Origin of the sequence: Variovorax multivorans (assembly GCF_051216835.1) — a bacterium.
Lineage (GTDB): Bacteria > Pseudomonadota > Gammaproteobacteria > Burkholderiales > Burkholderiaceae_C > Variovorax.
In genome coordinates this window covers 20,157-46,209 of sequence record NZ_JBPJZL010000026.1, presented here as the reverse complement: position 1 = coordinate 46,209, position 26,053 = coordinate 20,157, and the positions used below count along the sequence as shown (strand labels likewise).

The 26,053-nt window shown below is 63.7% G+C and carries 22 protein-coding genes and 4 pseudogenes; 19 read left to right on the top strand and 7 right to left on the bottom strand.

Annotated features, from left to right (window positions below):
• Positions 1 to 120: 120 nt before the first annotated feature.
• Positions 121 to 296, bottom strand: a pseudogene (locus ACSFCA_RS35000) (IS3 family transposase); the annotation flags it as partial.
• A gap of 470 nt (positions 297 to 766) precedes the next feature.
• A complete protein-coding gene (locus tag ACSFCA_RS34995; RefSeq protein ID WP_435462780.1) occupies positions 767 to 1,276 on the bottom strand; it encodes a hypothetical protein in 510 nt (169 codons plus the stop codon).
• A 147-nt stretch (positions 1,277 to 1,423) separates the two neighbouring features.
• Between ACSFCA_RS34995 and ACSFCA_RS34990 the strand changes: the two genes are divergently transcribed.
• The 8 genes from ACSFCA_RS34990 (at position 1,424) to ACSFCA_RS34955 (ending at position 9,256) form a co-directional block, all read left to right on the top strand.
• Positions 1,424 to 1,654, top strand: a complete 231-nt coding sequence (locus ACSFCA_RS34990) for a hypothetical protein (protein WP_435462779.1) — start codon at positions 1,424 to 1,426, stop codon at positions 1,652 to 1,654.
• Between the two features lie 178 nt (positions 1,655 to 1,832).
• Positions 1,833 to 2,309 (top strand): type IV pilin protein, encoded by a 477-nt coding sequence (locus ACSFCA_RS34985; protein WP_435462778.1) that lies wholly within the window; start codon positions 1,833 to 1,835, stop codon positions 2,307 to 2,309.
• Entirely contained in the window at positions 2,309 to 2,905 is a 597-nt protein-coding gene (locus ACSFCA_RS34980) for a pilus assembly FimT family protein (protein WP_435462777.1), read from the top strand. Before ACSFCA_RS34985 ends, ACSFCA_RS34980 begins: the two co-directional genes overlap by 1 nt.
• A gap of 2 nt (positions 2,906 to 2,907) precedes the next feature.
• Positions 2,908 to 3,333, top strand: a complete 426-nt coding sequence (locus ACSFCA_RS34975) for a type IV pilus modification PilV family protein (protein WP_435462776.1) — start codon at positions 2,908 to 2,910, stop codon at positions 3,331 to 3,333.
• A gap of 5 nt (positions 3,334 to 3,338) precedes the next feature.
• Complete coding sequence (locus ACSFCA_RS34970; RefSeq protein WP_435462775.1) at positions 3,339 to 4,532, top strand: PilW family protein; 1,194 nt, start codon at positions 3,339 to 3,341, stop codon at positions 4,530 to 4,532.
• Entirely contained in the window at positions 4,529 to 5,173 is a 645-nt protein-coding gene (locus ACSFCA_RS34965; RefSeq protein ID WP_435462774.1) for a pilus assembly PilX family protein, read from the top strand. The genes ACSFCA_RS34970 and ACSFCA_RS34965 overlap by 4 nt, the downstream gene beginning before the upstream one ends.
• A gap of 14 nt (positions 5,174 to 5,187) precedes the next feature.
• Complete coding sequence (locus ACSFCA_RS34960) at positions 5,188 to 8,970, top strand: pilus assembly protein (protein WP_435462773.1); 3,783 nt, start codon at positions 5,188 to 5,190, stop codon at positions 8,968 to 8,970.
• Between the two features lie 55 nt (positions 8,971 to 9,025).
• On the top strand, positions 9,026 to 9,256 hold the full coding sequence (locus ACSFCA_RS34955) for a hypothetical protein (protein ID WP_435462772.1): 231 nt from the start codon (positions 9,026 to 9,028) through the stop codon (positions 9,254 to 9,256).
• 94 nt (positions 9,257 to 9,350) lie between these two features.
• Here ACSFCA_RS34955 and ACSFCA_RS34950 read toward each other — a convergent pair.
• A pseudogene (locus ACSFCA_RS34950) lies at positions 9,351 to 9,571 on the bottom strand (integrase core domain-containing protein); the annotation flags it as partial.
• A pseudogene (locus ACSFCA_RS34945) lies at positions 9,568 to 9,892 on the bottom strand (transposase); the annotation flags it as partial. The pseudogenes ACSFCA_RS34945 and ACSFCA_RS34950, both read right to left, overlap by 4 nt.
• 635 nt (positions 9,893 to 10,527) lie before the next feature.
• On the opposite strand from ACSFCA_RS34945, the gene ACSFCA_RS34940 reads away from it, so the two are divergent.
• The 11 genes from ACSFCA_RS34940 (at position 10,528) to ACSFCA_RS34890 (ending at position 23,602) form a co-directional block, all read left to right on the top strand.
• Positions 10,528 to 11,514 carry a Bug family tripartite tricarboxylate transporter substrate binding protein gene (locus tag ACSFCA_RS34940; protein WP_435462771.1) on the top strand — a complete coding sequence of 329 codons (987 nt, stop codon included), beginning with the start codon at positions 10,528 to 10,530 and terminating at the stop codon, positions 11,512 to 11,514.
• Positions 11,515 to 11,632: 118 nt separating this feature from the next.
• Positions 11,633 to 12,655, top strand: coding sequence for a LysR family transcriptional regulator (locus tag ACSFCA_RS34935; protein WP_435462770.1), 1,023 nt, complete (start codon positions 11,633 to 11,635; stop codon positions 12,653 to 12,655).
• A gap of 99 nt (positions 12,656 to 12,754) precedes the next feature.
• On the top strand, positions 12,755 to 13,498 hold the full coding sequence (locus tag ACSFCA_RS34930; protein WP_435462769.1) for a response regulator: 744 nt from the start codon (positions 12,755 to 12,757) through the stop codon (positions 13,496 to 13,498).
• Between the two features lie 610 nt (positions 13,499 to 14,108).
• The gene (locus ACSFCA_RS34925; protein WP_435462768.1) at positions 14,109 to 14,681 is read left to right on the top strand and encodes a type IV pilin protein; all 573 of its coding nucleotides are present in this window, start codon (positions 14,109 to 14,111) and stop codon (positions 14,679 to 14,681) included.
• The gene (locus tag ACSFCA_RS34920; protein ID WP_435462767.1) at positions 14,669 to 15,283 is read left to right on the top strand and encodes a pilus assembly FimT family protein; all 615 of its coding nucleotides are present in this window, start codon (positions 14,669 to 14,671) and stop codon (positions 15,281 to 15,283) included. The genes ACSFCA_RS34925 and ACSFCA_RS34920 overlap by 13 nt, the downstream gene beginning before the upstream one ends.
• Entirely contained in the window at positions 15,280 to 15,702 is a 423-nt protein-coding gene (locus ACSFCA_RS34915) for a type IV pilus modification PilV family protein (RefSeq protein WP_435462766.1), read from the top strand. Before ACSFCA_RS34920 ends, ACSFCA_RS34915 begins: the two co-directional genes overlap by 4 nt.
• Entirely contained in the window at positions 15,699 to 16,823 is a 1,125-nt protein-coding gene (locus ACSFCA_RS34910) for a PilW family protein (protein ID WP_435462765.1), read from the top strand. Before ACSFCA_RS34915 ends, ACSFCA_RS34910 begins: the two co-directional genes overlap by 4 nt.
• A gap of 8 nt (positions 16,824 to 16,831) precedes the next feature.
• Complete coding sequence (locus tag ACSFCA_RS34905) at positions 16,832 to 17,413, top strand: pilus assembly PilX family protein (RefSeq protein ID WP_435462764.1); 582 nt, start codon at positions 16,832 to 16,834, stop codon at positions 17,411 to 17,413.
• A 17-nt stretch (positions 17,414 to 17,430) separates the two neighbouring features.
• Entirely contained in the window at positions 17,431 to 21,207 is a 3,777-nt protein-coding gene (locus tag ACSFCA_RS34900) for a pilus assembly protein (RefSeq protein WP_435462763.1), read from the top strand.
• Positions 21,207 to 21,989, top strand: coding sequence for a hypothetical protein (locus tag ACSFCA_RS34895; protein ID WP_435477478.1), 783 nt, complete (start codon positions 21,207 to 21,209; stop codon positions 21,987 to 21,989). The genes ACSFCA_RS34900 and ACSFCA_RS34895 overlap by 1 nt, the downstream gene beginning before the upstream one ends.
• Before the next feature lie 707 nt (positions 21,990 to 22,696).
• Entirely contained in the window at positions 22,697 to 23,602 is a 906-nt protein-coding gene (locus ACSFCA_RS34890; protein ID WP_435462761.1) for an amino acid ABC transporter substrate-binding protein, read from the top strand.
• A 495-nt stretch (positions 23,603 to 24,097) separates the two neighbouring features.
• Here the strand turns inward: ACSFCA_RS34890 and ACSFCA_RS34885 are convergent.
• The 3 genes and pseudogenes from ACSFCA_RS34885 to ACSFCA_RS34875 form a co-directional block, all read right to left on the bottom strand.
• Positions 24,098 to 24,247 (bottom strand): annotated as a pseudogene (locus ACSFCA_RS34885) (helix-turn-helix domain-containing protein); the annotation flags it as partial.
• A 31-nt stretch (positions 24,248 to 24,278) separates the two neighbouring features.
• The gene (locus ACSFCA_RS34880; RefSeq protein ID WP_435462760.1) at positions 24,279 to 25,118 is read right to left on the bottom strand and encodes an inositol monophosphatase family protein; all 840 of its coding nucleotides are present in this window, start codon (positions 25,116 to 25,118) and stop codon (positions 24,279 to 24,281) included.
• Positions 25,115 to 26,008: a glycerophosphodiester phosphodiesterase family protein gene (locus ACSFCA_RS34875; protein WP_435462759.1), complete on the bottom strand. Its 894-nt coding sequence runs from the start codon at positions 26,006 to 26,008 to the stop codon at positions 25,115 to 25,117. Before ACSFCA_RS34875 ends, ACSFCA_RS34880 begins: the two co-directional genes overlap by 4 nt.
• Positions 26,009 to 26,053: the final 45 nt, after the last annotated feature.

Sequence of the window (26,053 nt, the reverse complement as noted above, 5' to 3'; positions counted from 1 at the left end):
CCTGCATGCTCGGCATCCGAAAAACTGATCTGGCTCATCGTTGGCGCTCCTTCATTCAGCATGCGTAATCAACGTTCAGAGCGGCCATCCGTGGACTTGATCAGATGTTCCCTAGGCCGTTTTTAATATTTTATTGGCCTTCTTCAAGAGGTCGCGCTCGAGTTGCAGTTGCCGGATGTCACGCTGCAGCGATTCGAGTTGTCGCTCCAGTTCCTCGCGTTCAGGGCCTGGCGGTAAATCGTGTTGGCACTTCATGGTGCTGCAACCTCGCGGCCAAGTAGATGGCTCTTCCAGTTAATGGAATGGACTCCCTGCGTGTTGGCGCGCACGATGTGCTCTGGTCTGAGTATCCTAACCCCTTTTTCGAAGGAGATCGCCATGACCGCATGCCGCTTCCTTGCGATTGCAGAAGAGGATTTCAATACAACGAAGAAGTCCGACTCTAGTTATGAACTTTCCGAGTTACGTGATAACGCTCTCGGCGAGGTGACGTATGCAATGCAGTCAACGAGTTACAAGGCAACTGCTTCGCGCGATTGCCACACAGGAAGCACGGGGCCAAATGCCGCGCGAAGGACCAGGCGGTGACGATCGACCCACGGTGGATGACGCAGAGACGCAGAGTGGGCCTGAGATGTGCCCCAACGCCGTACCGGACGCCACTCAGGCCACGGACGCTCGTCGCCAGGCGTACGTGAGCCTCCGCAACCTGCGAGTGCCGTGAGCACGAGCGCAGAACAGGCAATCCACGCAGGCAATCGCATGCCTACGGCTCGCCGCATCCCGCCCTCATGCCCTGGATCTGCTGGCACGCCACCGGATGCCCCAACGAAGCCACCTTGGCGATCCACATGATCGCAAGGCTGTCGTCCTTCGGCACACCCAGCCCGGATGCGTGGCAGTTGCCTAGCCACTGCATGGCATCGGCATTGCCTTGCGCAGCCGCCAAGTCGAACCAGTAGACGGCCGCATCGAAGCAGCCCGCAACGAAGAACATCCCGCCGACATCGGCCTGCGCGTTCGCGTCGCCACTGTCGGCCTTCACGATCATGTGCAGGTCTTCGTCGGACAGCACGAGCTCGATCAGGCCGGCGATCTGCGCGAAGGCGAGCATCGCCCGGCCCCGTGCGTCTTCCTTGTGCTTGGCGATGGTGCCGTCGGAAACGCGCCGCCACAGCGTGCGCTTGCTGATACCGGTCATCGCGATGACGGCCTCGAGGCTGATGGCGTCCGACCTCAGCTCCGGGCCGCCCTCGGGTGCGAGGCCGTCGTGCACATGCGGCAATGTATTGCTCTCAGTCGCCTTCCGGCGTCGGCTGCTGCGAGGCAGCCGCTGCCGTACCGTCATTTCCGGGGTGCACTGCCGGGGGGTGGTGGCGGCCTGCCGCCGTCTTGCGAAGGCTTGGTAAAGCCCGCCTTGGTCATGCAAGCAGTCATCGCGGTCTCGTCTGGGCCGCCGTTCGAATCCTTGGTCACGCTGGCCGCGCAGGTCTTCAACGCAGCATCAACGGCCGAGTTGCCGCTCGTGCCGCTGCTGCTTGCACTGCTGCTATCCGTGGTCGTCGAAGCAGCGAAAGCCGCGGCCGAACATCCCACCAGACACGCCATCCCAAGGGACAGCAACATCTTCTTTTTCATCGATCACTTCTCCTGAACATCGGTCGATCCGATGCAGCAGTGATGCTGGGCAACAAAGTCGGAGAAACCTCGGATTCGGTGTGTCCAGGCACACACAAACCCCAACGCATCAGCCAGATTTCTCCAAAGTTGAATGTTCGACTCGGTTCCCAGGAAGTTTCCGTTTGTTTCCGGCACACGAGGAGAAGAACACCATGACGCGGCTGCAGAAGAAGCCTCACGAACTCCGCGCGCGAGCGCTCGGCTTCACACTGATCGAACTGATGGTGACCGTGGCGATCATCGGCATCCTCGCGAGCATCGCCTACCCCTCGTACCGCGACTACGTGCTGCGCGGGCGCATCGTCGACGCCACCAGCGGCCTGTCGACGATGCGCGCGAACATGGAGCGCTACTTCCAGGACAACCGCACCTACCTGTCCACGGGCAGCTACACCTCGCCCTGCCTGGTGTCCTCCACGCTGCGCATGGTCGGCACCTTCACGCTGTCGTGCGACGGCACATACGGTGCGGTGACCGCCACCACCTACACGCTGGTGGCCACGGGCAGCGATGCCACGGCGGGCTTCGTGTTCACCGTCGACCAAGCCAACAACCGCGCGACGGTGGGCGTGCCCACGGGATGGACGACCTGCAGCACCGACTGGGTGTCGAAGCGAGGAGGATGCTGATGAAACGCACCGCGCCATCCGGCGGCTTCACGCTGATAGAGCTCTCGGTGACGCTGGTGGTGATGGCCGTTCTCATGGCGCTGGCAATGCCCTCGCTCTTCGCATGGATTGCCAACACCCGGGTGCGTACAGTGAGCGACGCGCTGCAGAACGGCTTGCGCCAGGCTCAGGCCGAGGCGCTTCGACGCAGCCGCACGGCTGTGTTCTCTCTGACCAACGACACCGCACCGAAGACCAGCCTGACCGCCGTGGCCAACGGCAGCAACTGGTCGATCAACTTCGTGGCCTCGTCGACGCTCGACACGTCCGGCGTCGCTACCTTCGTCGAGGCCGGCGTGCTGACTGTTGCCGGCGCCAACGTGAGCATCAGCGGTCCCGCCGCGGTCTGCTTCAACCCGCTGGGGCGGCTGGTGGCCAATAGCAGCACGGGCGTTACGGGCGCGACCTGCAGCCTGACCTCGACGCCCACCTACAACATCACGATGACATCGGCCGACCGCCCGCTGCGCGTGGTCGTGAGCCTTGGCGGGCAGGTGCACATGTGCGACCCGGCCAAGACGTTGTCGTCCAGCGCGCCCGACGGCTGCCCGAGCTGAACATGAAAACTCCAACCCAACGCCGCATGCCGTCATCGGGCTTCGCGATGATCGAGGTGCTCGTGTCGCTGCTGATCTTCTCCTTCGGCCTGCTCGGCATGGCGGGCATGCTGGCGCGCTCGCTCACCATTTCCGTCGACGCCGAAGACCGCAACCGCGCCGCGCTCCTCGCCAACGAGATCGCCAGCACGATGTGGCTGAAGAGCTCTATCTCGATCGACACCACCTCATGGCAAACGCGCGTGAGCGACCTGAGCAACGGCGGCCTGCCCAACGCCACGCTGACGGTGACGGCCGTCTCGGGCGCAACCAACAGCTCGGGCACAGCCAATGCCGCGGACATAGTGATCGCCTGGCGCGCCGTGACGCGCGAGTCCACCGCGACCAACGCCGCCAGCCAGCTCGTCACGCGGGTGGTGCTGCCATGAAGCACATGAGACGCATGAGACGCGTGCAGCAACGCGGCGTCACGCTGATCGAGCTGATGGTGGCGATCATCATCGGCCTGGTGGTGACGCTGGCGGTGACCAGCCTGCTGATCTTCGGCGAATCGAGCAAGCGCACCACCACCGCCACCAACGACATGGGGCAGACCGGCGCCTATGCCGCCTATGTGCTGGACCGCGCTGTGCGCGCCGCCGGCTCGGGCTTCACGCAGTCGTGGAGCCTCGCGGGCGCCTTCGGCTGCCTGCTGAACGCGACGCTGCCGAGCACGCCCAACCTGCCGCGCAGCACGGCCTTTCCCGCGCCCTTCGCCACCGCCTTTCTGGGTGGTGCCAGCGGCAGCGCCAACCTGCGCGTGGCGCCTGTGCTGATCGGCAAGAGCCAGTCCGACGCAGGCTCCGACGTGCTGGTGGTAATGGGCGGCACCGCTGCGTCGGGCGACGTGCCCCGGCTCATTCTTTCAAGCGGCACGTCGAGCAACATCCTGCGCCTGAACAGCACCGTGGGCCTGGCTGAAGGCGACCTCGGTCTGGTGAGCGCCAGCGGCACCACCGACTGCCTGCTGGAGCAGGTGCACGCCAGCACCGCCTTTGCCGACATCAGCGGCAACGACGCACTGCCGCTGGGCAGCACCTACTACACAGCGTCGGGCTCGTCGACCAGCCTGGCCACGCTGGCGGCCAGCGGCAGCGGCTACTTCACGCCGCTGGGCAACGTCAACGCGGGCAACACGCAGTTCCAGATGTTCGGCGTGGGCAGCAACAACACGCTCTACAGCTACGACCTCCTGATGAGCAACGGCACCGATGCGTCGCAGGCCATTGCCGACGGCGTGGCCGAGATGCATGCGCTGTACGGGCTCGACACCAACTCCGATGGCGTGCTCGATACCTGGGTAGACCCCGGTGCCACCGGCTACGACATCGCCACCATGATGACCACGCCTGCTACCGCGCGGCAAGTGGTGGCCATCCGCATCGCCCTGGTGCTGCGCAGCGCGAACCCCGAGCGGGCGAACGACAACGGCGAGCTGCCCTCGCCCGCCTCGCTCACGCTGTTCAGCGACCTCGCCACCTCGCTGCAGCAGACGATCAGCTTCAGCACCAGCGAGCAGCACTTCCGCCATCGCGTCGTCGAATCGACGATCCCTCTTCGCAACGTGCTGCTCCTGCCCACGTCATGACACCTGCTTTCTTTTTTCGCGCTTCGCGCGCCCGGCGCCAGCGCGGCGTGGTGCTGCTGTTCTGCCTGATCGTGCTGGTCATCCTGCTCATCGGCGGCGTGGCCGTGATGCGCTCCACGCAGACCTCGCTGGCGAGCGCCGGCAACCTCGCGTTCCGGCGCGACCTCTCAAGCCAGGGCGAGCAGGCGGCCTCCAACGTGCTGACCGCTTTCAAGAGCGGCGTGCTGAAGACGGCCACGCTCTCGGCGGCCAGCATTTCCTCGGCCAACTACAGCGCGGTCGAGCTGACAGCCAACGACCAGGGCATTCCGCTGGTGCTGCTGTCGAGCAGCAGTTCGCCCAGCGGCACCGACTTCACCGGCACCACCTTCAGCCCGACGGCGTCGGACCTGACGGGTGCGACCTCGGACATCACGATCCGCTACGTCATCGACCGCCTGTGCCGCGCCGCCGGCACGGCGACGACCAGCACCTGCGTCTATTCGCCTTCGAGCAGCGACGTCACCGGCGGCAGCAGCCAGCTGCCGGCGAGCCAGCGGCCGGCGTCGAGCATCTCGCCCGTCTACCGGCTGAGCGTGCGCGTCACCGGCACGCGCTCGACGCAGGTGTTTCTCCAGACTTCGTTCACCCGGCCCGAGTAACTCCGATGAAACCGATGAATCCGACAAATCGCCTTCGCGCTGTTGCCCTTGCACTGACCACCGCCGCCTTGCTGCTGGGCGCGCCATCCTCGCCCGCCGCGACACTGGCCGACCAGCCGGTCTTCGCGAGCGCGGACGTTCCGGGCAACCTGGCGCTCACGCTGTCGGTCGAGTACCCGACCGCCATCAGCGTAGCCAACCTCGGCAACTACGCTGACAGCTCGACCTACCTGGGGTACTTCGATCCGCTCAAGTGCTACACGTACACGCTGAACGCCACCACGCCGGCGAGCAGCTATTTCCAGCCGGCGGGCCTGGCGACCGGCACCAACTACCACACCTGCTCCGGCAAGTGGAGCGGCAACTTCATGAACTGGGCGACGATGCAGACCATCGACCCGTTCCGATGGGCGCTCACCGGCGGCTACCGCAGCGTGGACACGACGACCCAGACCATCCTCGAGAAAGCCTGGGGATCGAGCCAGGGCTCGCAGACCAACTTCCCGTTGCGCGGCACCAGTCAGGCAACCTCGACCGGCCACAACGTGGCGTCTTCGCTGATCTCGTCGGTAACGCCCCTGAGCTGGACCTCGTTCAACACCAGTATCTGGAAGCGCGGCAATACCATGGTGTTCTCGGGCACCGGCAGCAGCTACAGCAACACCAGCGTTTCGGGCACCGACTGGGTGAGCGCCTCGTCATCGAACAATGCGGCCAGCACCTACCGCGTGTACATCCGCGTTCTGGTGTGCGATTCGAGCAGCTCCGCGGGCGGCGTGGAGTCCAACTGCGTGCTGTACCCGAACGGCCAGTACAAGCCCGAAGGGCTGATGCAGAGCTACGCCAACAAGATCCGCTACGGTGCCTTCTCCTACCTGAACGGCAGCGGCGCCACCAACCAGGGCGCGGTGCTGCGCGCGCCGATGGGCTTCATCGGGCCGACCTATCCCACGCCACTGTCGACCACCGTCACCACCAACAGCAAGGCCGAATGGAGCTCGGCCACCGGCATCATGGTGACGAACCCCGACTCGGCCACCGCCACCGCCACCACCTCCACAAGCGGCGTCACGATCAGCAACAGCGGCGTGATGAACTATCTGAATAAGTTCGGCACCACCGCCTCGTCGTACATGACGTACGACAACGTCAGCGAGCTCTACTACGCGGCAGTGCGCTACTTCGAGAACCTCGGCAACGTGTCGACGTGGACCAGCTACATCACGCCGGCCACCACCTCGTCGTCCACCACGCGCAGCACGCTGCTCGATGGCTTTCCGGCCGTCACCACGTGGACGGATCCGATCCTGTACGCGTGCCAGAAGAACTTCATCCTTGGCATCGGTGACACCAACACCCACTATGACTACAACGTGGGCGGCGGCACCCTGACCAGCACGCGCACCAAGCCGTCGGCCGTCAGCAGCGACACGCTCAACCTGGCGCGCACCTACACCAACAACCTGCTCACGCTCGAAGGCCTGAGCTCCAAGGTCGATGCGTGGTGGAACAGCTCCTACGCCACCTACTACATGGCCGGGCTGGCCTATGGCGCGCACACCACCGACATCCGCTCCGACCTGACTGGCACGCAGACCATCTCGACCTACTGGATGGACGTGATGGAATACCAGACGGCGGCCGACAAGAACCCCTACTGGCTCGCAGCCAAGTACGGCGGCTTCACCGTGCCATCGAGCTACGACCCGACCCAAACCACGACGGCGCTCACGCAGAGCTGGTGGAACAGCAGCAGCGAGACCATCACGATGGGGACTGCCACCGAGTACCGGCCCGACAACTACTTCCTGGCGGGCAGCGCCAGCCAGATGGTCTCGGGCCTCACCAAGGCCTTCTCGGCCATCGCCACGGCCGTCAGCGCCTACACCACATCGCTCGCGCTGTCGTCCGCGCAGGTGAGCGATTCGGGCAGCGCCGCCTATGCCGCGCAGTACGCCTCCAAGACGTGGAGCGGCGTGCTGACCGCCAGCAGCGTGACCATCGGCAGCGACCTCACCACCACCTCGACCGTGATGTGGACCTCCACCGCCAAGCTCGCCACGCAACTCGCCAGCACCGGCTGGAGCACAGCGCGCCGCATCGCCACGTGGGATGGCAGCAGCGGCCAGCCCTTCCGCTATGCAAGCCTCACGACCAGCCAGAAGGCCGCGCTGGTCACCTCCTACCGCGGCAGCGACGGGTCGGACTACCTGAACTACCTGCGCGGCGACCAGACGCAGGAATCGGGCTCGACCACCAGCGGCAGCAGCCAGGCCTACCGCGCGCGCTCGGTGCTGCTGGGCGACATCGTCGGCTCCAAGGTCACGCCGGTGGCCGCCCCCAGCCTCACGTATTCGGACTCGATCAACCCCGGCTACGCAGCCTTCAAGACCACATGGGCCAGCCGGCCCACGGTGGTCTACGTGGGCGCCAACGACGGCATGCTGCATGCGTTCAACGGCACGCTGTCGGGCACCGACGCGGGCACCGAAATATTTGCCTACGTGCCGAGCGCGCTCTTCCAGGGGCCGAGCGGCACGCCCAACACATCCGCATCCGACGGCCTCACTGCCCTGGGCAACCCCAGCTACAGCCACCGCTACTTCGTCGATGCGACGCCGCTGGCCTTCGACATCGATTTCAACTATGCGGGTGGCTCACTCACCACGACTTCCTCCTCCACCTCGGACTGGCGCACGGTGCTGATCGGCGGACTCGGCAAGGGCGGCAAGAGCTACTACGCGATCGACGTCACCAACCCTGCAGGCATGACCTCCGAATCGGTGGTTGCGGGCAAGGTGCTGTGGGAGTTCACCGACTCGACCATGGGCTACAGCTACGGCGAGCCGACGGTGGTCAAGACCGCCAAGTACGGCTGGGTGGTCGTGCTCACCTCGGGCTACAACAACACTGACGGCTACGGCTACATCTACCTCGTCAACCCGAAGACCGGCGCGCTGCTTGAGAAGATCAAGACCGGCAGCACTGCACCGGGGCTCACGCATGCCTCGGCCTACGTGCGCGACTTCACCGACGGCACGGCCGACGCCATCTACGCCGGCGACCTCAACGGGCAGGTCTGGCGCTTCGACGTCACCGGAACCTCGACATACAGCGCACCCTTGCTGCTGGCCAACCTGACCGACGCCAGCGGCAATGCACAGCCGGTCACCACGCAGCCGCTGATCGAGGTGCAGCCGAGCACGAAGAAGCGCTACGTGCTGCTGGGCACCGGCCAGCTGCTGTCCTCCAGCGATGTCAGCTCCACCGCGGCGCAAGACTTCTACGCGCTGATCGACGGCACGTCTTCGGCCTTCAACACCGCCTCGTCGCTGCCCACGGGCGTGAGCTTTCCGCTTGCGCGCAGCAACCTCACCGCGCTGACCGACCTGACCAGCGCCGCCAGCTTCGGCAGCACGTCGATGGGCTGGTACGTCGACCTCGGCACCGACAGCAGCAGCGGCATCGCCTGGCGCATGATCACCAGCGCGACCACCACCAGCGGCGTGGTGGCCTTCGCCTCGACACTTACCACGGCCGATGCCTGCAGCCCTTCCGGCACCAGCCGGGTCTACGCCATCAACTTCGGCACCGGACAGTCGGCATTGGAAAACAACGCCGCCTACATCTCCGAGTCGTACGCGGTGACGGACCTGCGATTCACCAGCAGCACCAATGGCGGCACCACGCTGTCGGTGGGCTCCAGCACCGGCACGGTCGAGAACCTGAAGGTGTCGCTCTCGTCGAGCCTGAGCCTTCGGTTGCTCAACTGGCGCGAGGTGCCGGTGGTGGAGTAAGGCGCAAGGCAGGTCCCTCAAGATATAGCCCACATCGCCACGCAGACTCGCCGGCATGTGCACTCCTGCAGCTTCACGCCCATGGATCCGCCTGCGCTGGCACCAGCCGTGCGTGGGCCTGTTCGGGCACCCCGTCGAAGACCACTGGCTGTGGGAGCCGGACACGCCTTCGGTGCGCGCCGCGTTCCAGGCCGCCGTGGAAGCCGGCAACAGGGCCCATGGCGCAGGGACGCACTGGGTGGAGCAAGAAGAAGTCGAGGCGACCGCCATCCGAGCGCCGCGATGACGACCTGTTGATTGCCACCGCCCCGAGAGCCACCACCGCCAGTGGCAGTCGATCTGTCGAACCCGGGGAAGGCAATCCAATCGCTCTGATGGGCCTAGATGTGAACCGTCAAGAGGTTGTTTGCAGATTCGAGCCTGTGCATCGGACCGATACGCCCAATGCCGCTGTGTGGTCGGTGCCAGTTGTAGTGGTGTCGCCAACTGGCGAGGGCATCGGTTCGCTCGGCTGACTTCTGGTACGTCCGCCGTAGGCCCACTCTCGCAGCGCCGACTGAATGAAGCGCTCGGCCTTGCCATTGGTCTGCGGCCGGTATCCTGCTTGCCCAGCATCCCGCAGTACTGGCGCGTAACACCGACCGAATGGCGGCCCTTCTTCGGAAACCCGGTGTCGTCGCTGATCCACCAGCCGCCCTGGCTGAAGTCCATCCTGGGCATCACCCACTGATACACGCGACGCAGCATCTGGGCGTCAGACTATTCGGCCTTTGGCCACGAAGTGGTGTAGTGATTGGTGCCGCGCGCTGGCGTGCGTCGGATCCACCCGCACGGCCATGGGCTCCACGCTCTTGCGCGACAGCGGAAGCATCAAGCCCGTGCAGCAACACCCTGCTCTGGCAGAGCATGATCCTGCACGCAGAGTCGATCATTCGTGCGACCGCACGTGGAATTCGCCTGACGGTAGGTACTCACCCGTGATGTGGCCGCCGGTACCGTCGCCGACGGTGCCGTGGTTGATCTTTCGGGGGATTCTTCTTCGCGCAGTCGATGAACTCGGCCTGCGTGTTTCTAGGCACCGACGGGCACACCGCGAAGACGAAACGGATGTGCCCGAGAAAGCTCACTGGATTAAATCGGTTAAAGGATCGTAAGGCGCGCCGACTACCTGCGGCCCCGAGCCGAGATTGCCGCTCGAGCCGTTGAACACATGTCGCCCAGCCGGCGCCAGCACCACGAAGTTCGTTCCGATGATGTCACCCGCTGAAGAAGGCGGGTGGCATCATTTGCCATGCCGTTGCCTATTAGGCAATAGCTCGTTGCTTTATCTCTAATTGTAGTAATGCTCGCGGCACCCTACATTGGCCCGAACCGCACTGCCGCCACCCACGATATGCCCCGTTCCGCCTGCCTTGCCACCGCCACCGCCTGATTCGACGAAGGCCACTGCTTCGACGTGCTGCGGCGGCGCCTGGCCCTGCGCACGGAGAGCGCCAGCGGCGCGCCCAATCCCGCGCTGGAGGCTTACTTGCAATTCACACACCTTCGGAGATGCCCATGCCATCCTGCTCCCGCCGTTCCACCTTTCGCGCGCTCGGCGCGCTACTGGCCGCGAACGTGCTGCCCTCGCTAACCCAAGCGCAGGCCTGGCCTGTCAAGCCCATCAAGCTGATCGTGCCGTTTCCGCCGGGCGGAGGCACGGACCTCGCGGCGCGCATCATCGCAGTGCGTCTGAGCGCGCAGTTGGGCCAGCCCGTGGTCGTCGAAAACCGGGCGGGCGCGTCCGGCGCCATTGGCATCGTGTCTGTCATCGCGTCCGCCCCCGATGGCCACACGCTGCTGTTCTCCGGCTCCAGCAGCTACACGGTCAACCCGGTGGTGCGCAGCAAGGTCGGCTACGACCCATTCAAGCAGCTGTCTCCCGTGGCCATGGTGGCCCGGGCGCCGCTGGTGCTGGTGACCGCCGGCCAGGGACCGTTCAAGAGCTTGAAGGACCTGCTGGCCAGAGCCCGAGCGACTTCCGGCGGCGTGAGCTACGCCACCTTCGGCCCGGGCTCAGCGCCGCACTTGGCCGGCGAACTGCTGGCCGGCGCAGCCGGCGTGCCGCTCGCAGCCGTACCCTACAAGGGCAGCTCCGAAGCGGTCATCGGCGTGATCCGGGGCGACGTGAGCTTGGGCATCGACACCATGGCCGCGATGAACCCGCATCTGCAGTCAGGCAAGCTGCGCGCGCTGGCAGTCGTAAGTGAAAAGCGGTCGACCCTCATGCCGCAGGTGCCTGCCTATGGCGAACTGCAATTGCAGCCAGCGTTGCTGGACGCCTGGTACGCGGTGGCGGCACCCGCGGGCCTGCCGCCGACGGTCAAGGAGGCGCTGCTCAAGGCGCTCGGGTCGGTGATGGCCGAGCCCGAGGTGCGCCACCAGCTCTTGCAGCAGTCCATGGAGCCCGTCCTGCTCGGGCCCGCCGCGCTGGCCGAAGTGATGGATTCGGAAATCTCTCGCTACCGCGCACTGGTGGTGCGCCTGGGACTGCGCCTGGATTGAGCCTCCCGGTTCAACCGCTTCCCTTGGGTCGAACTTGAATGTTTGAGCATCACGAACAACCTCAGTCCCTTCACGCTTTGTCGCATGCTACTCGGCATGGACAGCGCTCTATTCCCCGATGAAAGACCCTGCGCTCGATCTCAATGATGTCGCGATGTTCGTGGAGGTTGTGTGCTGTGGCAGTTTCGCCGAGGCAGCCCGACGCCTTCGCGTGCCATCAGCGACCGTCAGCCGGCGCATCCAACAACTCGAAATACACCTCGGTGTCCGGCTGATGCACCGCTCCACCCGAAACTTGACGTTGACGGAAGCGGGCCAGGATTTTCATGAGCAGTGTGGCCCGGCAGTCCAGGAGCTGATGAGGGCCGGTCGGCGGCAGAGGATGGACAACCGAGAACTGAAGGGCTTGGTGCGGGTGGCAGCGCCAGTTAATTTTTTCAAGCTCTTCCAGATGGAATGGGCCAATGCATTCCTCGACGAGCATCCACTGGTGAGGCTCGAGTTCGTGCTCAGCGACCTCCTGGCCGACCTGATCGCCGAGCGCATCGACATCGCTTTCCGCGGTGGTCCTTTGTCGGACTCAAGCTACGTTGTACGGAAGATCTTCACCAGCTATGGAGAGTTGCTTGCCAGCCCGGCCTATCTCGCGGCGCACGGGGCCCCCACGACCCTGCAGGAACTGACGAAGCACGAGTGCGTGATTTCGCCGCCGGACTCCGGCAATTGCTCCACCTGGCGCCTGCAGGGCCCCGATGACACAGAGGTTGATGTCAAAGTGAGCGGGCGTTTCATCAGCGATTCCCTGGATGCGCAGCGACTGGCTGCCTGCGCCGGACTCGGAATCGCTGCACTGCCCTCGGTCTTGACCGTTGCCGACGTGGAATCGGGCAAGCTCGTCCCTGTTCTGCCGCAGTACAAACGGACCGGCCACGGTCTGAGTGTTCTCTACACGAGCCAACGACAGCTCCCGCAAGCGGTGTCGGCGTTCGCCGACATGGCGGTGGCAAAACTCTGCCTGCAGGATTGGGCCCCCCGCACCGGGATCCGGGCAGGTAAGCCAGTTCCGATTCCCCATCTTCCTGCTCAGGCTCAAGACGAGTCGATGCGAACCGGCGCCGGATTGCCCTTGGTCTCTGTGTAAGAGCATGACGAGTTCGAAGAGCGAGGACGCGCAGGCAGCCGCATCGAGTAATACTGACGAGGCCTTGCCAACGCCTCTCATGCGCGAAGGTTTGTTTCTATGACCACAGCCTATAGTGGCGATGCGATCGCGATCGTCGACAACGATCTGCACATGAGGGAATTGCTCGGTAGTTATCTTTCGCAGGAAGGCTTTGAAGTATTCGAAGCCGAGGATGGCGCATCACTTTCGTCAATCTTGTGTCGCCGCGCCATTGCCCTCATCGTGCTTGGTCTGCAGTTGCCAAGCGAGGACAGCCTCTCGATCTGCAGGCGATTGCGTGCGGCGGGTGTACGAACACCGATCATCATCGTCAGCGCGAAGGCGCATGATGCCGATCGAATCGCCGGCTTGACGATGGGTGCGGACGACTATGTCTGCAAACCATTCAATCTGCGGGAACTGCGCGCTCGTATCCAGGCCATCCTGCGGAGGAGCCCTCCAAAGGAGGAGCCGGGTGGGCCTTCGATCAGAAACGAGGTCGTCCGATTCGGAGCATTCGAATTCAACATGGGCATACGCACGCTCCAGAAAGACAGTCGGATTCTGAACATCACGACGGTTCAGTTTGCGATACTCAAAGTGCTGGTCCGCCATGCAGGACAGCCGCTGTCACGGGAAAAACTTGCGCAGGTGGCGCGTGGCCGCGAGCACGGCGCTTTCGAACGAGGTTTGGATGTGCAGGTCTCGCGCATTCGAAAGCTCTTGGAAGACGAGCCGTTTTCGTACATCCAGACGGTTTGGGGCGTGGGGTATATGTTTGAGCCCAGCGGCAGGGGCGATGCAATCCGCCGCTACCGATGAACGATTCGCGGTAGCCCTCATGCTTACGTTACAGGTACTGCCCGCCGCAGCGCCATGCCCAATACCTATGCTGCAGGCACTTCAACAGCAGCCATTGATCTTGCGTATTTTGTGGTTGACCGATCGACTGGCGTCCGTCGGCTTCCCTATCGCACCGTTAGCGGTCAAGGTCGATGCCGGCATCCACGAGTGGCTTGCGGTTGCGCTCCCGCGTGACTTTGCGGGCTTTGCGGGCTTTGCGGGCTTTGCCAGGATGAAACCCCGAATCATCCTCCTCACGCGTCGCGTCACCATGCGGCTATCTGCCGCGAACTCTTCCACCATCCGAACGATCTTGTGCCGAGCAATGCCGCGAAAGAGGGCTGGCACTTCTCATGAGTAGTTGCCTGAGCAGCATCTCAGCGTCGTCATCTCATAGCGGTGACGGCGTTTGTCGACATGGTTACGGAAAATCTAGGCATGCAGGAGTAGATGTCTGCATTCAATGGGAAAACTTCCTGGGTGCTCAGCGCCACTGCCATTGCTCTAAAAAATGAGTGCCTGCATTCCATTTTTCATGGCTAGTAGAAAGTGTGTGATTTTGCAAATAATTGTCACGCAAAGTTTCCCGATGAAGCGCGTGCCTGCGCCGTTTGGGGATCCGATTTTTTGTGGCGAGGACGAGTGGCAGATGCGAATACGACTCTTGAGAGTTGAGAGCGGCGAAACAGCAACAGTGTGTGATCGACATCGCAGCCCGAAGGATCTCGGCTTCACGCTGATCGAAGTCATGATCACCGTGGCCATCGTGGCCATTCTTGCGGCCGTCGCGCTCCCGAGTTATCGCGACTATGTTCTGCGCGGCCAACTGGTTGACGGCACCAATGGCCTAGCTGCCATGCGCGCGGACATGGAGCGCTACTACCAGGACAACCGGACCTATGACAAAGCGAACGGCTTCGTTCCGCCCTGCATTGCCACGGCCAGCAGAACCAACGTCGTCGGCACTTTTCAGTTGTCTTGCGTCACCGCAGCCACCTCAACGACATACACACTGCAGGCCATCGGCAGCGGACCCACCAAGGGATTCACTTTCATGGTGGACCAACTGGGCGTTCAAAGCACCACGATCACGAGCGTGTCAGGCTGGACCGGCTGCGACAAGACCTGGGTGACCAGGCGGGGTCAGTCGTGCCCGACGTGACCGGTCGCATGGTTCGCCTGTCGGGCTTCACGTTGATCGAGATGATGGTGACGATCGCGCTGATGTGCGTTCTGACGATGCTGGCCATGCCGTCGTTCACCACATGGATCGCCAACAACAAGGTCCGCACCGTCAGCGACTCGCTGCAGAACGGACTGCGCTTCGCACAAGCCGAAGCATTGCGCCGCAGCCGGCCCATGGTCTTCTCGCTCACCAACAGTGCGGCGCCCAAGAAGAACATGACCGCAGTGGACAACGGCAGCAATTGGTCGATCAGCGTTTCCAAGTCAAGCCTGGATGCGAGCAGTGTGTTCGTACAGGCCGGTGTGCTGCTGGACGTCGCATCCGGCGTTCAGATCAAAGGGCAAGCGGCCATCTGCTTCAACGCCATGGGGCGCCTTGTGGCGAACACCGATACCGGCGTGGCCGGCGCCAACTGTGACACCAACACCAGTACAAGCACGAGCTCATCGGTCTTCACCTACGACATCACCGTGAACGGTGCCGACCGGCCACTGCGTGTGTTGGTCGGTTTCGGAGGGCAGGTCCGCATGTGCGACCCAGCCCGCAAGCTGGCAGATTCTCCTGATGGTTGCCCATGAAGAAAAGCTTCCGCAAAGCCTCCAGTGCGAGGCAGTCGGGCATCGCACTGCTCGAAGCGCTGGTGTCCATTCTCTTGTTCTCGCTGGGCATCCTCGGCCTGATCGGCCTGCAGGCGCGCGCCATCAGCCTGTCGACGGACGCGCAGGACCGCAACCGCGCCGCGTTGCTGGCCAACGATATCGCCAGCGCGATGTGGCTCGGCAAGTCGGTTGTCGTGGACACCAGCGCCAGCTCGGTCTGGCAGAAACGCGTAAGTGACACCGCCAACGCAGGCCTGCCGAACGGCGCCGTGACCGTCGCCGCAGTGACCGGCACCACCAACAGCGCCGACATCCAGATCACCTGGAAGGCACCCGACCGGGCAAGCGCGAAGACCGAACAGAGCAGCACGCTCACCACGCGGGTGACCCTCCCATGAAGCAACGAGGCCTCACACTGATCGAGCTGCTCGTGGCCATGGTCATCGGACTGGTCGTGACGCTGGCCGTGACCAGCATCGTGGTGGTGGGCGAGACGCACAAGCGCGTCACCACCTCGACCAACGACATGGAGCAGGCCGGCGCGTATGCGGCCTATGTGCTCGACCGCGCGCTACGCAGCGCCGGCTCTAGCCTGGCCCAGTCCAGCCAGCCGCCCGACCGGGGCGTGTTCGGCTGCAGGCTCAACGCGGCCTCCCTGCTGCCGGCCGCTGCCGAGTTTCCCACGCCCTTCAAGAAGGCCTTTCTGCCCGGCGCCACGTCCGACCTGCGCGTGGCGCCCGTGCTTATCGGCAAGAGCCAGTCCGACACCGGCTCCGACGTGCTGGTCGTCATGGGCGGCGATGCCGTGGCGGGTGGCATACCCCGTGGCCTGACGGACCCTGGCAGCGCCACGACGCTCGCAATGGACAACACGGTCGGTGTGTCCGCAGGCGACCTCGTGCTGGTCAGTCAGCTGAACACGACGGACTGCTTGCTCGAACAGGTCACCGGCACCACGGCCAAGGTGTTGACCCTGGGCGGCAAGTACTACACAGCCGGCAAGTCCACCTCGCTGGAGACACTGGCTGCAAGCACCTCGACCTACGTCACACCGCTGGGCAATCCTGTGAACAGCAATGTCCAGTTCCAGCTTTTCGGCGTGGGCGACAACCACACGCTGGTCGGCTATGACCTGCTGCAGGGCGCCGGCAATGTCACGCAAGCGCTTGCCGACGAAGTGGCCGAACTGCATGCCATCTATGGCCTGGACAGCGACGGCGACGGCATCCTCGACAGTTGGGCGGATCCGGGCGCCACGGGCTTCGACATCGCCACCGTCATGAAGGCGCCGGCCACGATGCGACAGATCGTCGCCGTTCGCGTCGCGCTGGTCATGCGCGGCGTGAACAAGGAAAAAGACGTCGTTTCGCCGCCCAATCTCACGCTGTTCGGCGACTTCCAGGACGCGTCGAAGAAGTCGCTCGAACACCTCGTGACATTGAGCACCGACGACGATCGGCACTACCGCTACCGGGTCGTCGAATTCACCATCCCGCTGCGCAACATGCTGCTGCTATGAAGATTTCCATGTCCTTGCGGGCCGCGCGCCAGCGCGGCTTCGTCCTGCTGTTCTGCCTTATCGTTCTCGTGATCCTGCTGGCTGGCGGCGTGGCGGTGGTGCGCTCCATGAACACGTCCCTGACATCCGCCGGCAACCTGGCCTTCCGGCGCGACCTCGTGAACCAGGGCGAGCGCGCCGTGTCCCTCGTGCTGGCCAAGTTCGCCGGTACCGGAACGCTCGCGAATGCGACGGACGATCTGCCCGGGGAGAACTTCAAGGCGACCAAGCTCGATACCAACACGCAGGGCGTGCCGAATGCGCTGCTGGACGACAAGACATTCGCCGCCGTCGGCAAGGCGTCCAACGACATCGCCGACGCCGCCGCGCAGGTGAGCATCCGCTATGTGATCGATCGCCTCTGCGGCAGTACCGGCCCGGCCACCAGCACCGGCTGCGTGCAATCTTCCGCGGCCCCGGCCGGAGGCACCGTCACGCCCACGCCGCCGCCGGCACCACCCACCGCAACGATCTATCGCCTGAGCCTGCGCGTCAGCGGTCCCCGCGACACGCAGGTGTTCATGCAGTCGACATTCACCAAACCGGATTGAGAAGGCACAGCATCTCCATGACAAGCGTTTTTCGTCGTTCATCGACAGTGGCCTCCAGAGCTGGTCTGATCGCAGTCGCATTGCTGGGCTTGTCGAGCACGGCTGTGCTGGCGGCCACCGCGAAGCTGTCCGATCAGCCTGTCTTCGCAACGGCCGACGTCCCGGGCAACCTGCTGCTGGCACTGTCGGTGGAATTCCCCACTGCGATCAGCGTGGCGAACCTCAACGACTACGCAGATGCCACCGAGTACCTGGGCTACTTCGATCCCCGCAAGTGCTACACGTACACGTACGTCGAACCGGTCGTGAAGAAGGGTGCCGCATCCAACAGCTACTTCCAGCCGGCGGGTGCGGCCACTGGCTCCAGCAAGCACCGTTGTTCGGGCCAATGGAGCGGGAACTTCATGAACTGGGTCACGATGCAGACCATCGACCCGTTCCGATGGGCGCTCTCAGGGGGCTACCGCAGCGTCGATACGACGAGCGAGACCATCCTGGAGAAGGCATGGGGCTCCAATCAAGGCAACCTGACAAACTTTCCCCTGCGGGGATCCGACCAGCCCACGGGCCACAGCCTGCCCAGCGCCCTGATCTCCGCTGTCACGCCATTCAGCAAGTGGAGCAACTTCAACTCGAGCATCTGGTCGCGCGGCAACACCATGGTGTTCACCGGAACGGGAGACCTCACAGGGACTGGGGACCTCACCGAGACGGGAGACGACCTGAGCAATCTCGACTCTGCGAATAGATCGAAGAGGGCAGACTCTCTCTACCGGGTTTACATCAGGGTCAAGGTCTGCGACACCGCGGCCACGGCCGGCGGCGTCGAGGCCAACTGCATCAAGTACGGAAGCAACTACAAGCCGGAAGGGCTGCTGCAGCAGAACGCCAGCAAGATCCGCTACGGCACTTTCTCGTTCCTGAATGCCGGGGGTGATACGCAGCAAGGCGGTGTGCTGCGGGCGCCAATGGGCTTCATCGGGCCAACCTACCCGCAGCCGTTGTCCACCGCAGTGGTTACCAACACCCGCGGCGAGTGGGACGCCACGACCGGCATCATGACCACCAATCCTGACACCGCTTCTGCGACGGCCAGCGGCGTGTCGCAGAGCGGGGTGATGAACTACCTCAACAAGTTCGGCCAGGTCGCGAAGAGCTACATGACGAACGACAACGTCAGCGAGCTCTACTACGCGGCGCTGCGGTACTTCGAAAACCTCGGCAATGTGGCGGAGTGGACCAATTCGGTCGCGGCCAACGCGACAGACAGAGACACCAAGCTCGATGGATTTCCGGCAGTGGTCGACTGGAAGGAGAAGGACCCCATCGTTTACTCCTGCCAGAAGAATTTCATTCTGGGCATCGGCGACGAAAACACCCACTACGACTACAACGTAGGAGGAAGTTCAGTCAGCAGGCCGCGGGCCATTCCTGCAGCGGTGGCGGGGGACACGCTGAACAAGGCCGATGCGTGGACGAAGAATGTGCAAGCGCTCGAGGGCTTGAAATCGACCCCTTGGTGGAACAGCACTGCGACCTACTACATCGCAGGCTTGGCTTACGGCGCGCACATCAACGACATCCGCCCGGACCTGACCGGTGTCCAGAACATCTCCACCTATTGGATGGATGTCATGGAATTCCAGCGGGCCAAGGACCGGAATCCCTACTACCTGGCGACCAAGTACGGCGGCTTCAGCGTGCCCGCAAGCTACGACGCGGCCAACACCACGTCGCCGCTGACGCAGAACTGGTGGAACACGGCGGGCGACAGTATCGACATGAACGGCAATACCCGCCTGCGGCCCGACAACTACTTCCTGGCGGGCAATGCAGGGCAGATGGTGAGCGGCCTGAAGTCGGCATTCACCGACATTGCCAATGCCATCAAGGCATACACCACGTCTTTCTCCCTCTCGTCCGCGCAGGTGTCTTCCACCGGCAACGCCTCCTATGCGTCGCAATACGACTCCAAGGGATGGACGGGTGTTTTGACGGCCAGCACCATCAGCTTCACAAGCGACGGCACACCGTCGGCCGCACCGGCCTGGTCCACCAGCAGCACGCTCGAAACCCAACTTGCCAGCGGTGGTTGGGACGGGGCGCGGCGCGTCGTCACGTGGGATGGCAGTAAGGGCGTCGCATTCCGTGCCGCCAGCGTGACCTCGGCACAGCTGGCCGCGCTTACGCCTGCCTATGCAACGGGCAATACCAGCACCGACTACCTCAACTACCTTCGGGGCGACCGCAAGAACGAAACCGCGTCGACCGTCGCCGGAAGCACCAGGGCCCTGCGCGCTCGAACTCTCCTGCTGGGCGACATCGTCAACGCGAAGGTGACACCCGTCGGGCCGCCCATCCAGAGCTATTCGGAGAACAGCAACCCGGGTTATGCCGCATTCAAGGCCAAGTGGACCGGCCACCGTTCCACCATGGTCTACATCGGCTCGAACGACGGCATGCTGCACGCCTTCAACGGTGCCCTCTCGGGCACCGCTGCCGGAACGGAGCAGTTCGCCTACGTGCCGAGCACCTCGTTCCAGGGGCCGAATGGCACGCCGCAGGTGGACGGGCTGGCGCAGCTCGGCAACCCCAACTACGCCCACCACTACTACGTGGATGCGACACCACTGGCCTTCGATGTCGACCTAAACAGCGCCGGCGGTGTCTTCACCACCACGAGCAATGGCAGCAATGCCGACTGGCACACGCTGCTGATCGGTGGACTCGGCAAGGGCGGCAAGAGCTTCTACGCGATCGACGTGACCGACCCGGCCAGCATGACCAGCGAGGCCGCGGTGGCGGGCAAGGTGAAATGGGAATTCACCGACACCACCATGGGCTACAGCTACGGCGCGCCTACGGTCGTGAAGACCAAGAAGTACGGCTGGGTCGTGCTGCTGACCTCGGGCTACAACAACAGCGATGGCAAGGGCTATCTGTACATCGTCAATCCGAAGACCGGTGCGTTGCTCGAGAAGATAGCGACGCCGACGTCTTCCAATGGACTCGCGCAGGCCTCCGCCTACGTCGCCGATTTTGCCGACAACACGGCCGATGCCTTCTATGCGGCAGACCTCGACGGACAGCTCTGGCGCTTCGATCTCACAGCCGCCAAGGGCAGCACCGCCACTTACCCGGCGCCGACCCTACTGGCCACGCTGGCCGATGCATCCGGCACCGCGCAGTTCGTCACGACCACGCCCCTGATCGAGATCAATCCCGTCACGCGCAAGCGCTTCGTGCTGCTCGGAACCGGCAAGCTGCTGGACTCATCGGATGTGAATTCGAAGGCCGCGCAGTCGTTCTACGCCATCATCGACGGAACGGCCGGCGCCTTCAGTACCGTTCGCACCCCGATCACCCGCGCAAAGCTCACGCAGGTCGCCGACGTGACGACGGGCACCACATTGTCGAACACCTCGCTCGGCTGGTACCTCGACCTGGGCACCGACACCAATGTCAGCTGGCGCATGGTTTCCAACCCCGTGGCCTTCAACGGCGTCGTGGCCTTCTCCAGCCTGCTGACGACGGGCGACGCCTGCAGCCCGTCGGGGCAGAGCCGGGTCTATGCCATCAACTACGGCACCGGAAAATCGGTGCTGCTGTCGTCGCTGACCGGCTATGTGGCCATCGCCGCCGCCGTGACCGATCTGCGTTTTGTCGGTGTGGGCCGGAACATCCAGCTCATTGCCGGAACGACCAAGGGGGATATCACCAAGATTCCCACCGACCCGAAGAGCGGCATCTCGTTGCGCCTGTTGAACTGGCGCGAAGTGCCCGCAGTGAACTGATGCTGAAAACTACTCGACCGATTCCACAACGCTCCATCGACATGTCTGACGCACGGGCCCACGGATTGCATGCGTTCGGGAGGACAGACATTTCCGTTTTTCGGCTCGGCGTCTACAAGTTGCCGAGCGCCGAAGTCGACGTGATTCGAACCATCATCCAACTGTATGCGAACGACGGCGCTTTTCCGTGGACGCTGGTCAATGCACCGCCGTATGACGCGCTGCTTGTCGATGGGACTGCGACGGAGGCCGAGCGCTCCGAGTTGGCCCGCATGACCGGCTTCGTGCTCGCGCTCACGCGCATGAATTCCGACGAGCGACCCAGTACGCTGGCGCGACCGATACGTGCCGACAAACTGCAGCAGTGGCTGAACAGCACCGAACGCGCTTTGCGCGAGGCGCAATCGGTGGAGATGGCCGCGGACGATCAAGCCGCCCTGAAAATCGAAGTTTCCAATTCGGTTCGCTTCATGCTTCGGCGCTGGCCTTCGGCCTTGCTGTTGCGCAATGACCTCGACAAGGTGCGGATGGCAAGCCTGCTGTCACGGCGGGCATTGAACGCCATCGAGCTGGCAGACATCAGCGGATTTCCGCTTTCTCAATGCGTCACATTCCTGCATGTGCTGCGAGTAGCGGGCACGCTGGAACTGCATGTGGCGCCAGTTGCCGCGGCACAGGTGGAACCATCGAGATCCATGGAATCCGATGCAATCATCCGCAGCGGCTATGCGCGGAGCCTCGTCAACGGCATCCGTCGCCGGCTGGGCCTCGGAATGCCGTGAAGGAATACAGGATTCTTTTCACGGGAACCGTGGGTGCGGGCAAGACGGCGGCGATTGGATGCGTGCGTAAGGTATTGCCTGTCATGATTGATCTGCCGAACTCTGACGCGTCGGTCGCGAAAGCATTCACTATCCAGAAAAATCCGGGTGTTTCCGGTCCCTGGCGTGGATGTGCCGCGCAAGGACGAAGTGGTGTTGCTGATCGACGCGCTACTGGCATAGCTCAAAGCCGACAGGTCGGGAGGCAAGCGGGGAGTTCCCAATCAAGTTTTTCCAAAACGGCCAAGGCACTGGCGCAACGCGAAGCGCAGAAATTGCGTGATGAACGGGGGGCGTAACTGCGGTGATGGTAGCCGATAGTTTCCATGTGGCTTCCGAGACAGGGGACGCTATCGGCCCCGGTTGTGTGGCGGCAATGGCCTGCTCCATTACTGCGATCAGCGACGCCGCCTTCGAGAAGGTCTACTTCGGTCGCAACAGGACCGCGATGATTCGGACAGCGTCGGGCTTCGCCGTCGGCTGCTGCGTGCACCGCTCGCGATGGCAAGCTCGTCGTCAACGTGATTACCCAGGATGGCGCTGTCCTTGCACCAGTCGCCTATCAAACCGCTCAACTGGCCAAGGCTCTCGCCGACGCATCTCAGCCGAGCTCTTTGCCCGCTGGGCGAGCCGAAAAAACCAATAAACACTCGTTGGAGTCGCATCCCATGTCCCTTTTTCCCGTGCTGCGTGCCACGATTATTCCCTTCGCCGTCGCGCTCGCGGCGCTACCGGCCCAGGCCGCCGGCGACACAATGAGCAAGATCCGCGCAACCCGCATGATCGTGCTCGGCGTGCGCGAAGCCGCGCCGCCCTTTTCGTTCGTCAATGCGCAGAGGCAGCCAGTGGGCTATTCGGTTGACCTGTGCCTGAACGCGATCGAAGAGATCAAGCGCGAGCTCAAGCTTCCCGACATCAAGGTTCAGTACAAGCTCGTGGCCGGCCCGGAACGCATCCCGAAGCTGCTCGCCGGCGAAATCGACCTCGAGTGCGGTTCGACGACCAATACGATGGCGCGCCAGGAGAAGGTGGACTTCAGCTACACCTTCTTCGTCGCCTCGATGCGCGTGCTGACGAGCAAAGACCTTCAGGTGGAGACAGTGAAGGATCTGAAGAACCTGCGGGTCGCGCTGAGCAAGGGCTCGACCTCGGAAAAGCTCTTCAAGCAACTCGCCGATGGAGAACTGCGCGACGCGCGGTTCTCCACCTACGAAAACAACGGAGAGGCCTACAAGGCCCTGAAAGAAGGCAAGGTGCGCGCATTTGCGCAGGATGATTCGCTATTGCAAGGCCTGGCATCAAATGACAAGGCGCTCGATAGGCTAAGCCTGAGCAGGCTCGCGCTGTCGGTCGAACCTTACGCGGTGATGGTGCGCAAGGGTGATACGGCGTTGCTCGCGGCCGTCGACCGGAGTCTCGCGCAGCTGTACGCGAGCGGCGAGATCAACGCGCTTTACGACAAGTGGTTCAAAACCGATGCGCTCACCATCAAGATGGGGCGCCTGACACGAGACAGCTTTGTTCGGCCGAACAAGCAGGCCGGCATCGCGATGGTGCTCGGCTATTCGATCTGAGTCGCCGTCCGATGTGCGCATCGACGGCAGGGCCATCGCACAGAGCTCGCATCGACTGCTTGATCGTCGGGGGGCCCTTTGTTCTTCGTGCGTTTTAGGGCGGTGCGCTTCACCCAGGAGTAGGAGTTCATGGTCGGAGGGTTCTGCATCCTGAACGGGGCCATGGCCTACGTTGCCGAGGTTAGCCGACGCGCCTCCCGTTGCGCGAGCGCTCTATGACTGAGTGCTTGCGCTACAACTCGGCCGCCGTGTCCATCTGTGAGTTTGGTGGGTACGCTGGCCGAGCCAATTGGGGGATTCAAGACGGGTTTGCCGGCTTTCAATTACCCACAATTCTGTGAGCGCGATCGGCGTCATGTCGGCCGAATGATCATGATGTCCGTTGATCGGCGAACAACGAGATATGGGTCGACAAGAACCGATGGCAACGCTCGCAGGATTCACCAATGCCGGCAAGACACTAAGTGTTGGATTCCGCCGATCTCTGACCCAACACTGTATCAGCCGCGTGCCCAGATACGCCTCCAACCGCGGGATGCGTCGGCTCATCGTGGCCGAAGACATGCGCAGCCGTCGCGCGGCCTCGGCGAAGCTGCCGCAGCGCGCAATCTGCACGAACATGGCGACTTCATTTAAGTCGAGCACAGAAGTTCCTTCCGCCAATGGCCGGGGGTCATCAGCGCCGTGATCGCAGCGCCGATGAGTCGCAGCCGGTGCCAACACCAGCGTCGACCCAACCTGCCCGTGTAATCCTGTGGATCTCCGGCAACCCGGCCCGCACCCATGTCGGCCTCTCGTCCAACGGACCGTGGTGCACTTCAAGGCCGGCCTCGGCGCACAAGACTAGGCCGGCTGCAATGTCCCAGGCCTGCACGCGATGCTGCAGGTGCCCATCGAGGCGGCCGAGCGCGCTGAAGGCCAGGCCCAGGGTGGTGCAACGGTAGGACTCGACCACCCACCCCGCCTCGCGCAGGCGGCGCGTCGTGGCCAGCGCGTCCTCGAGATCCAGGTCGGCGTCGCCGACCGAGGCCAGGTGCACGTCTCCGAACGGCCGCTGCGGCTGCGCTGCAAGCCCGTTGACGAACAGCCCGAAGCCGGCCTCGGCGCCGACGATCAGGTCCAGCGCCGGAAACGCGATCACACCGATGCTCGGCTTGCCGCCACGCACCAGCCCGAGCGACACGCCCCACAACGGCAGGCCGCGCAGGAAGTTGCTCGTGCCGTCGATCGGATCGATGAACCAGGTGGCATTCGCGCTGGGCCACCCGCCGCCCTCTTCGCCAATCACCGCATCGCCGAAGAATTCCAGCGCGAGCCGCGCGCGGATCAACTGCTCTACTTTTTCGTCGGCTGCCGACACGAAGTCCTGTGGCCCCTTGGCACGCATGCGCAGATTGCCGCGGTCGTTGAACGCTTCGAGCGCGCATGCGGCCGCGTCGGCCACGATGCGGTGCGCTCGCGCCAGTCCGTCGGGCATTCCTGCGCGAACCTGGCCCGGTTCGTTCGCCGCGGTCATCGCACGGCTCCCGCACCCTGGCGATGTTTGCTGCGTGCCAGGTAGGCCACCAGGTCCGGCACGACATCGGTCTGAATCGCACCCACGCCGATGTCGAGCAGGCGGCCCCAGACGGCATCGGCATCCTGCAGCGCATGCGTGTCATTGAAGTCCAGGCTGTGCGAGCAATCGATGGTGTTGACCCACAGGCGCGCGCCCTGGCGCCGTAGTTCGTCGCGGCCGGCCTCGAGGTCTGCAAGGTCGGCGAAGCCCACTTCGTACATCAGGCAGCCCAGCGGCTCGAGCCAGCGCAGGTCTTCGGCAAAACGGCCGGGGCGGGCCTGCATCATCGGCACGAAGGCGATGCGGCCGAAGAAGGGGCTGGCCCGGACCTGGTCCACGTGCCGCTGCTCGGTGATCGTGGCCTTGACGAACACCTGGTCGGCCATGCCCGCGGCAATGACGGCCTGCGCGACGTGGTCGGCCATCAGCGTGTCCTTGACGTCGATGTTGACCACCACGCGGTCGCGCGCCGCTTCGAGTGCGCTGGCCAGCGTGGGCAGGCGCTCGTGCGTCGGCACCAGCGCGCTGCCGCCGTCGCGGGGCTTGAGGCGGGCCCGGCGCACCTGGTCGAAATCGAGCGCGGCCACGGCGCCGCGGCCGGTCGTGGTGCGTTCCAGCGTCGGGTCATGCAGCAGCACCAGCACGTCGTCGCGCGTGGCGCGCACGTCGAGCTCGATGATGTCGGCGCCCTGCGCAATGGCGTCGTCGAGCGCGGAGATCGAGTTTTCGGGGAGCTCCCGCCAGGCCCCACGGTGCGCGGCCACGAGCACGCGGGGGTTCGAGGGGCCGATGAGTGCGGTGGTCGAGATGCAGGAGTCGTCGGTTGGCAAGAATGCGGAAACAGCCATTGCGGGTGATTGATGTTGAAAGAGAAGTGAACGAAAAGTGAGCGG

Coding starts and splice junctions, on each gene's coding strand:
- ACSFCA_RS34990 (WP_435462779.1), top strand. CDS start 1,424: ATGCAAGCAGTCATCGCGGTCTCGTCTGGGCCGCCGTTCGAATCCTTG.
- ACSFCA_RS34985 (WP_435462778.1), top strand. CDS start 1,833: ATGACGCGGCTGCAGAAGAAGCCTCACGAACTCCGCGCGCGAGCGCTC.
- ACSFCA_RS34980 (WP_435462777.1), top strand. CDS start 2,309: ATGAAACGCACCGCGCCATCCGGCGGCTTCACGCTGATAGAGCTCTCG.
- ACSFCA_RS34975 (WP_435462776.1), top strand. CDS start 2,908: ATGAAAACTCCAACCCAACGCCGCATGCCGTCATCGGGCTTCGCGATG.
- ACSFCA_RS34970 (WP_435462775.1), top strand. CDS start 3,339: ATGAGACGCATGAGACGCGTGCAGCAACGCGGCGTCACGCTGATCGAG.
- ACSFCA_RS34965 (WP_435462774.1), top strand. CDS start 4,529: ATGACACCTGCTTTCTTTTTTCGCGCTTCGCGCGCCCGGCGCCAGCGC.
- ACSFCA_RS34960 (WP_435462773.1), top strand. CDS start 5,188: ATGAATCCGACAAATCGCCTTCGCGCTGTTGCCCTTGCACTGACCACC.
- ACSFCA_RS34955 (WP_435462772.1), top strand. CDS start 9,026: ATGTGCACTCCTGCAGCTTCACGCCCATGGATCCGCCTGCGCTGGCAC.
- ACSFCA_RS34940 (WP_435462771.1), top strand. CDS start 10,528: ATGCCATCCTGCTCCCGCCGTTCCACCTTTCGCGCGCTCGGCGCGCTA.
- ACSFCA_RS34935 (WP_435462770.1), top strand. CDS start 11,633: ATGAAAGACCCTGCGCTCGATCTCAATGATGTCGCGATGTTCGTGGAG.
- ACSFCA_RS34930 (WP_435462769.1), top strand. CDS start 12,755: ATGACCACAGCCTATAGTGGCGATGCGATCGCGATCGTCGACAACGAT.
- ACSFCA_RS34925 (WP_435462768.1), top strand. CDS start 14,109: ATGAAGCGCGTGCCTGCGCCGTTTGGGGATCCGATTTTTTGTGGCGAG.
- ACSFCA_RS34915 (WP_435462766.1), top strand. CDS start 15,280: ATGAAGAAAAGCTTCCGCAAAGCCTCCAGTGCGAGGCAGTCGGGCATC.
- ACSFCA_RS34910 (WP_435462765.1), top strand. CDS start 15,699: ATGAAGCAACGAGGCCTCACACTGATCGAGCTGCTCGTGGCCATGGTC.
- ACSFCA_RS34905 (WP_435462764.1), top strand. CDS start 16,832: ATGTCCTTGCGGGCCGCGCGCCAGCGCGGCTTCGTCCTGCTGTTCTGC.
- ACSFCA_RS34900 (WP_435462763.1), top strand. CDS start 17,431: ATGACAAGCGTTTTTCGTCGTTCATCGACAGTGGCCTCCAGAGCTGGT.
- ACSFCA_RS34895 (WP_435477478.1), top strand. CDS start 21,207: ATGCTGAAAACTACTCGACCGATTCCACAACGCTCCATCGACATGTCT.
- ACSFCA_RS34890 (WP_435462761.1), top strand. CDS start 22,697: ATGTCCCTTTTTCCCGTGCTGCGTGCCACGATTATTCCCTTCGCCGTC.
- ACSFCA_RS34880 (WP_435462760.1), bottom strand. CDS start 25,118: ATGACCGCGGCGAACGAACCGGGCCAGGTTCGCGCAGGAATGCCCGAC.
- ACSFCA_RS34875 (WP_435462759.1), bottom strand. CDS start 26,008: ATGGCTGTTTCCGCATTCTTGCCAACCGACGACTCCTGCATCTCGACC.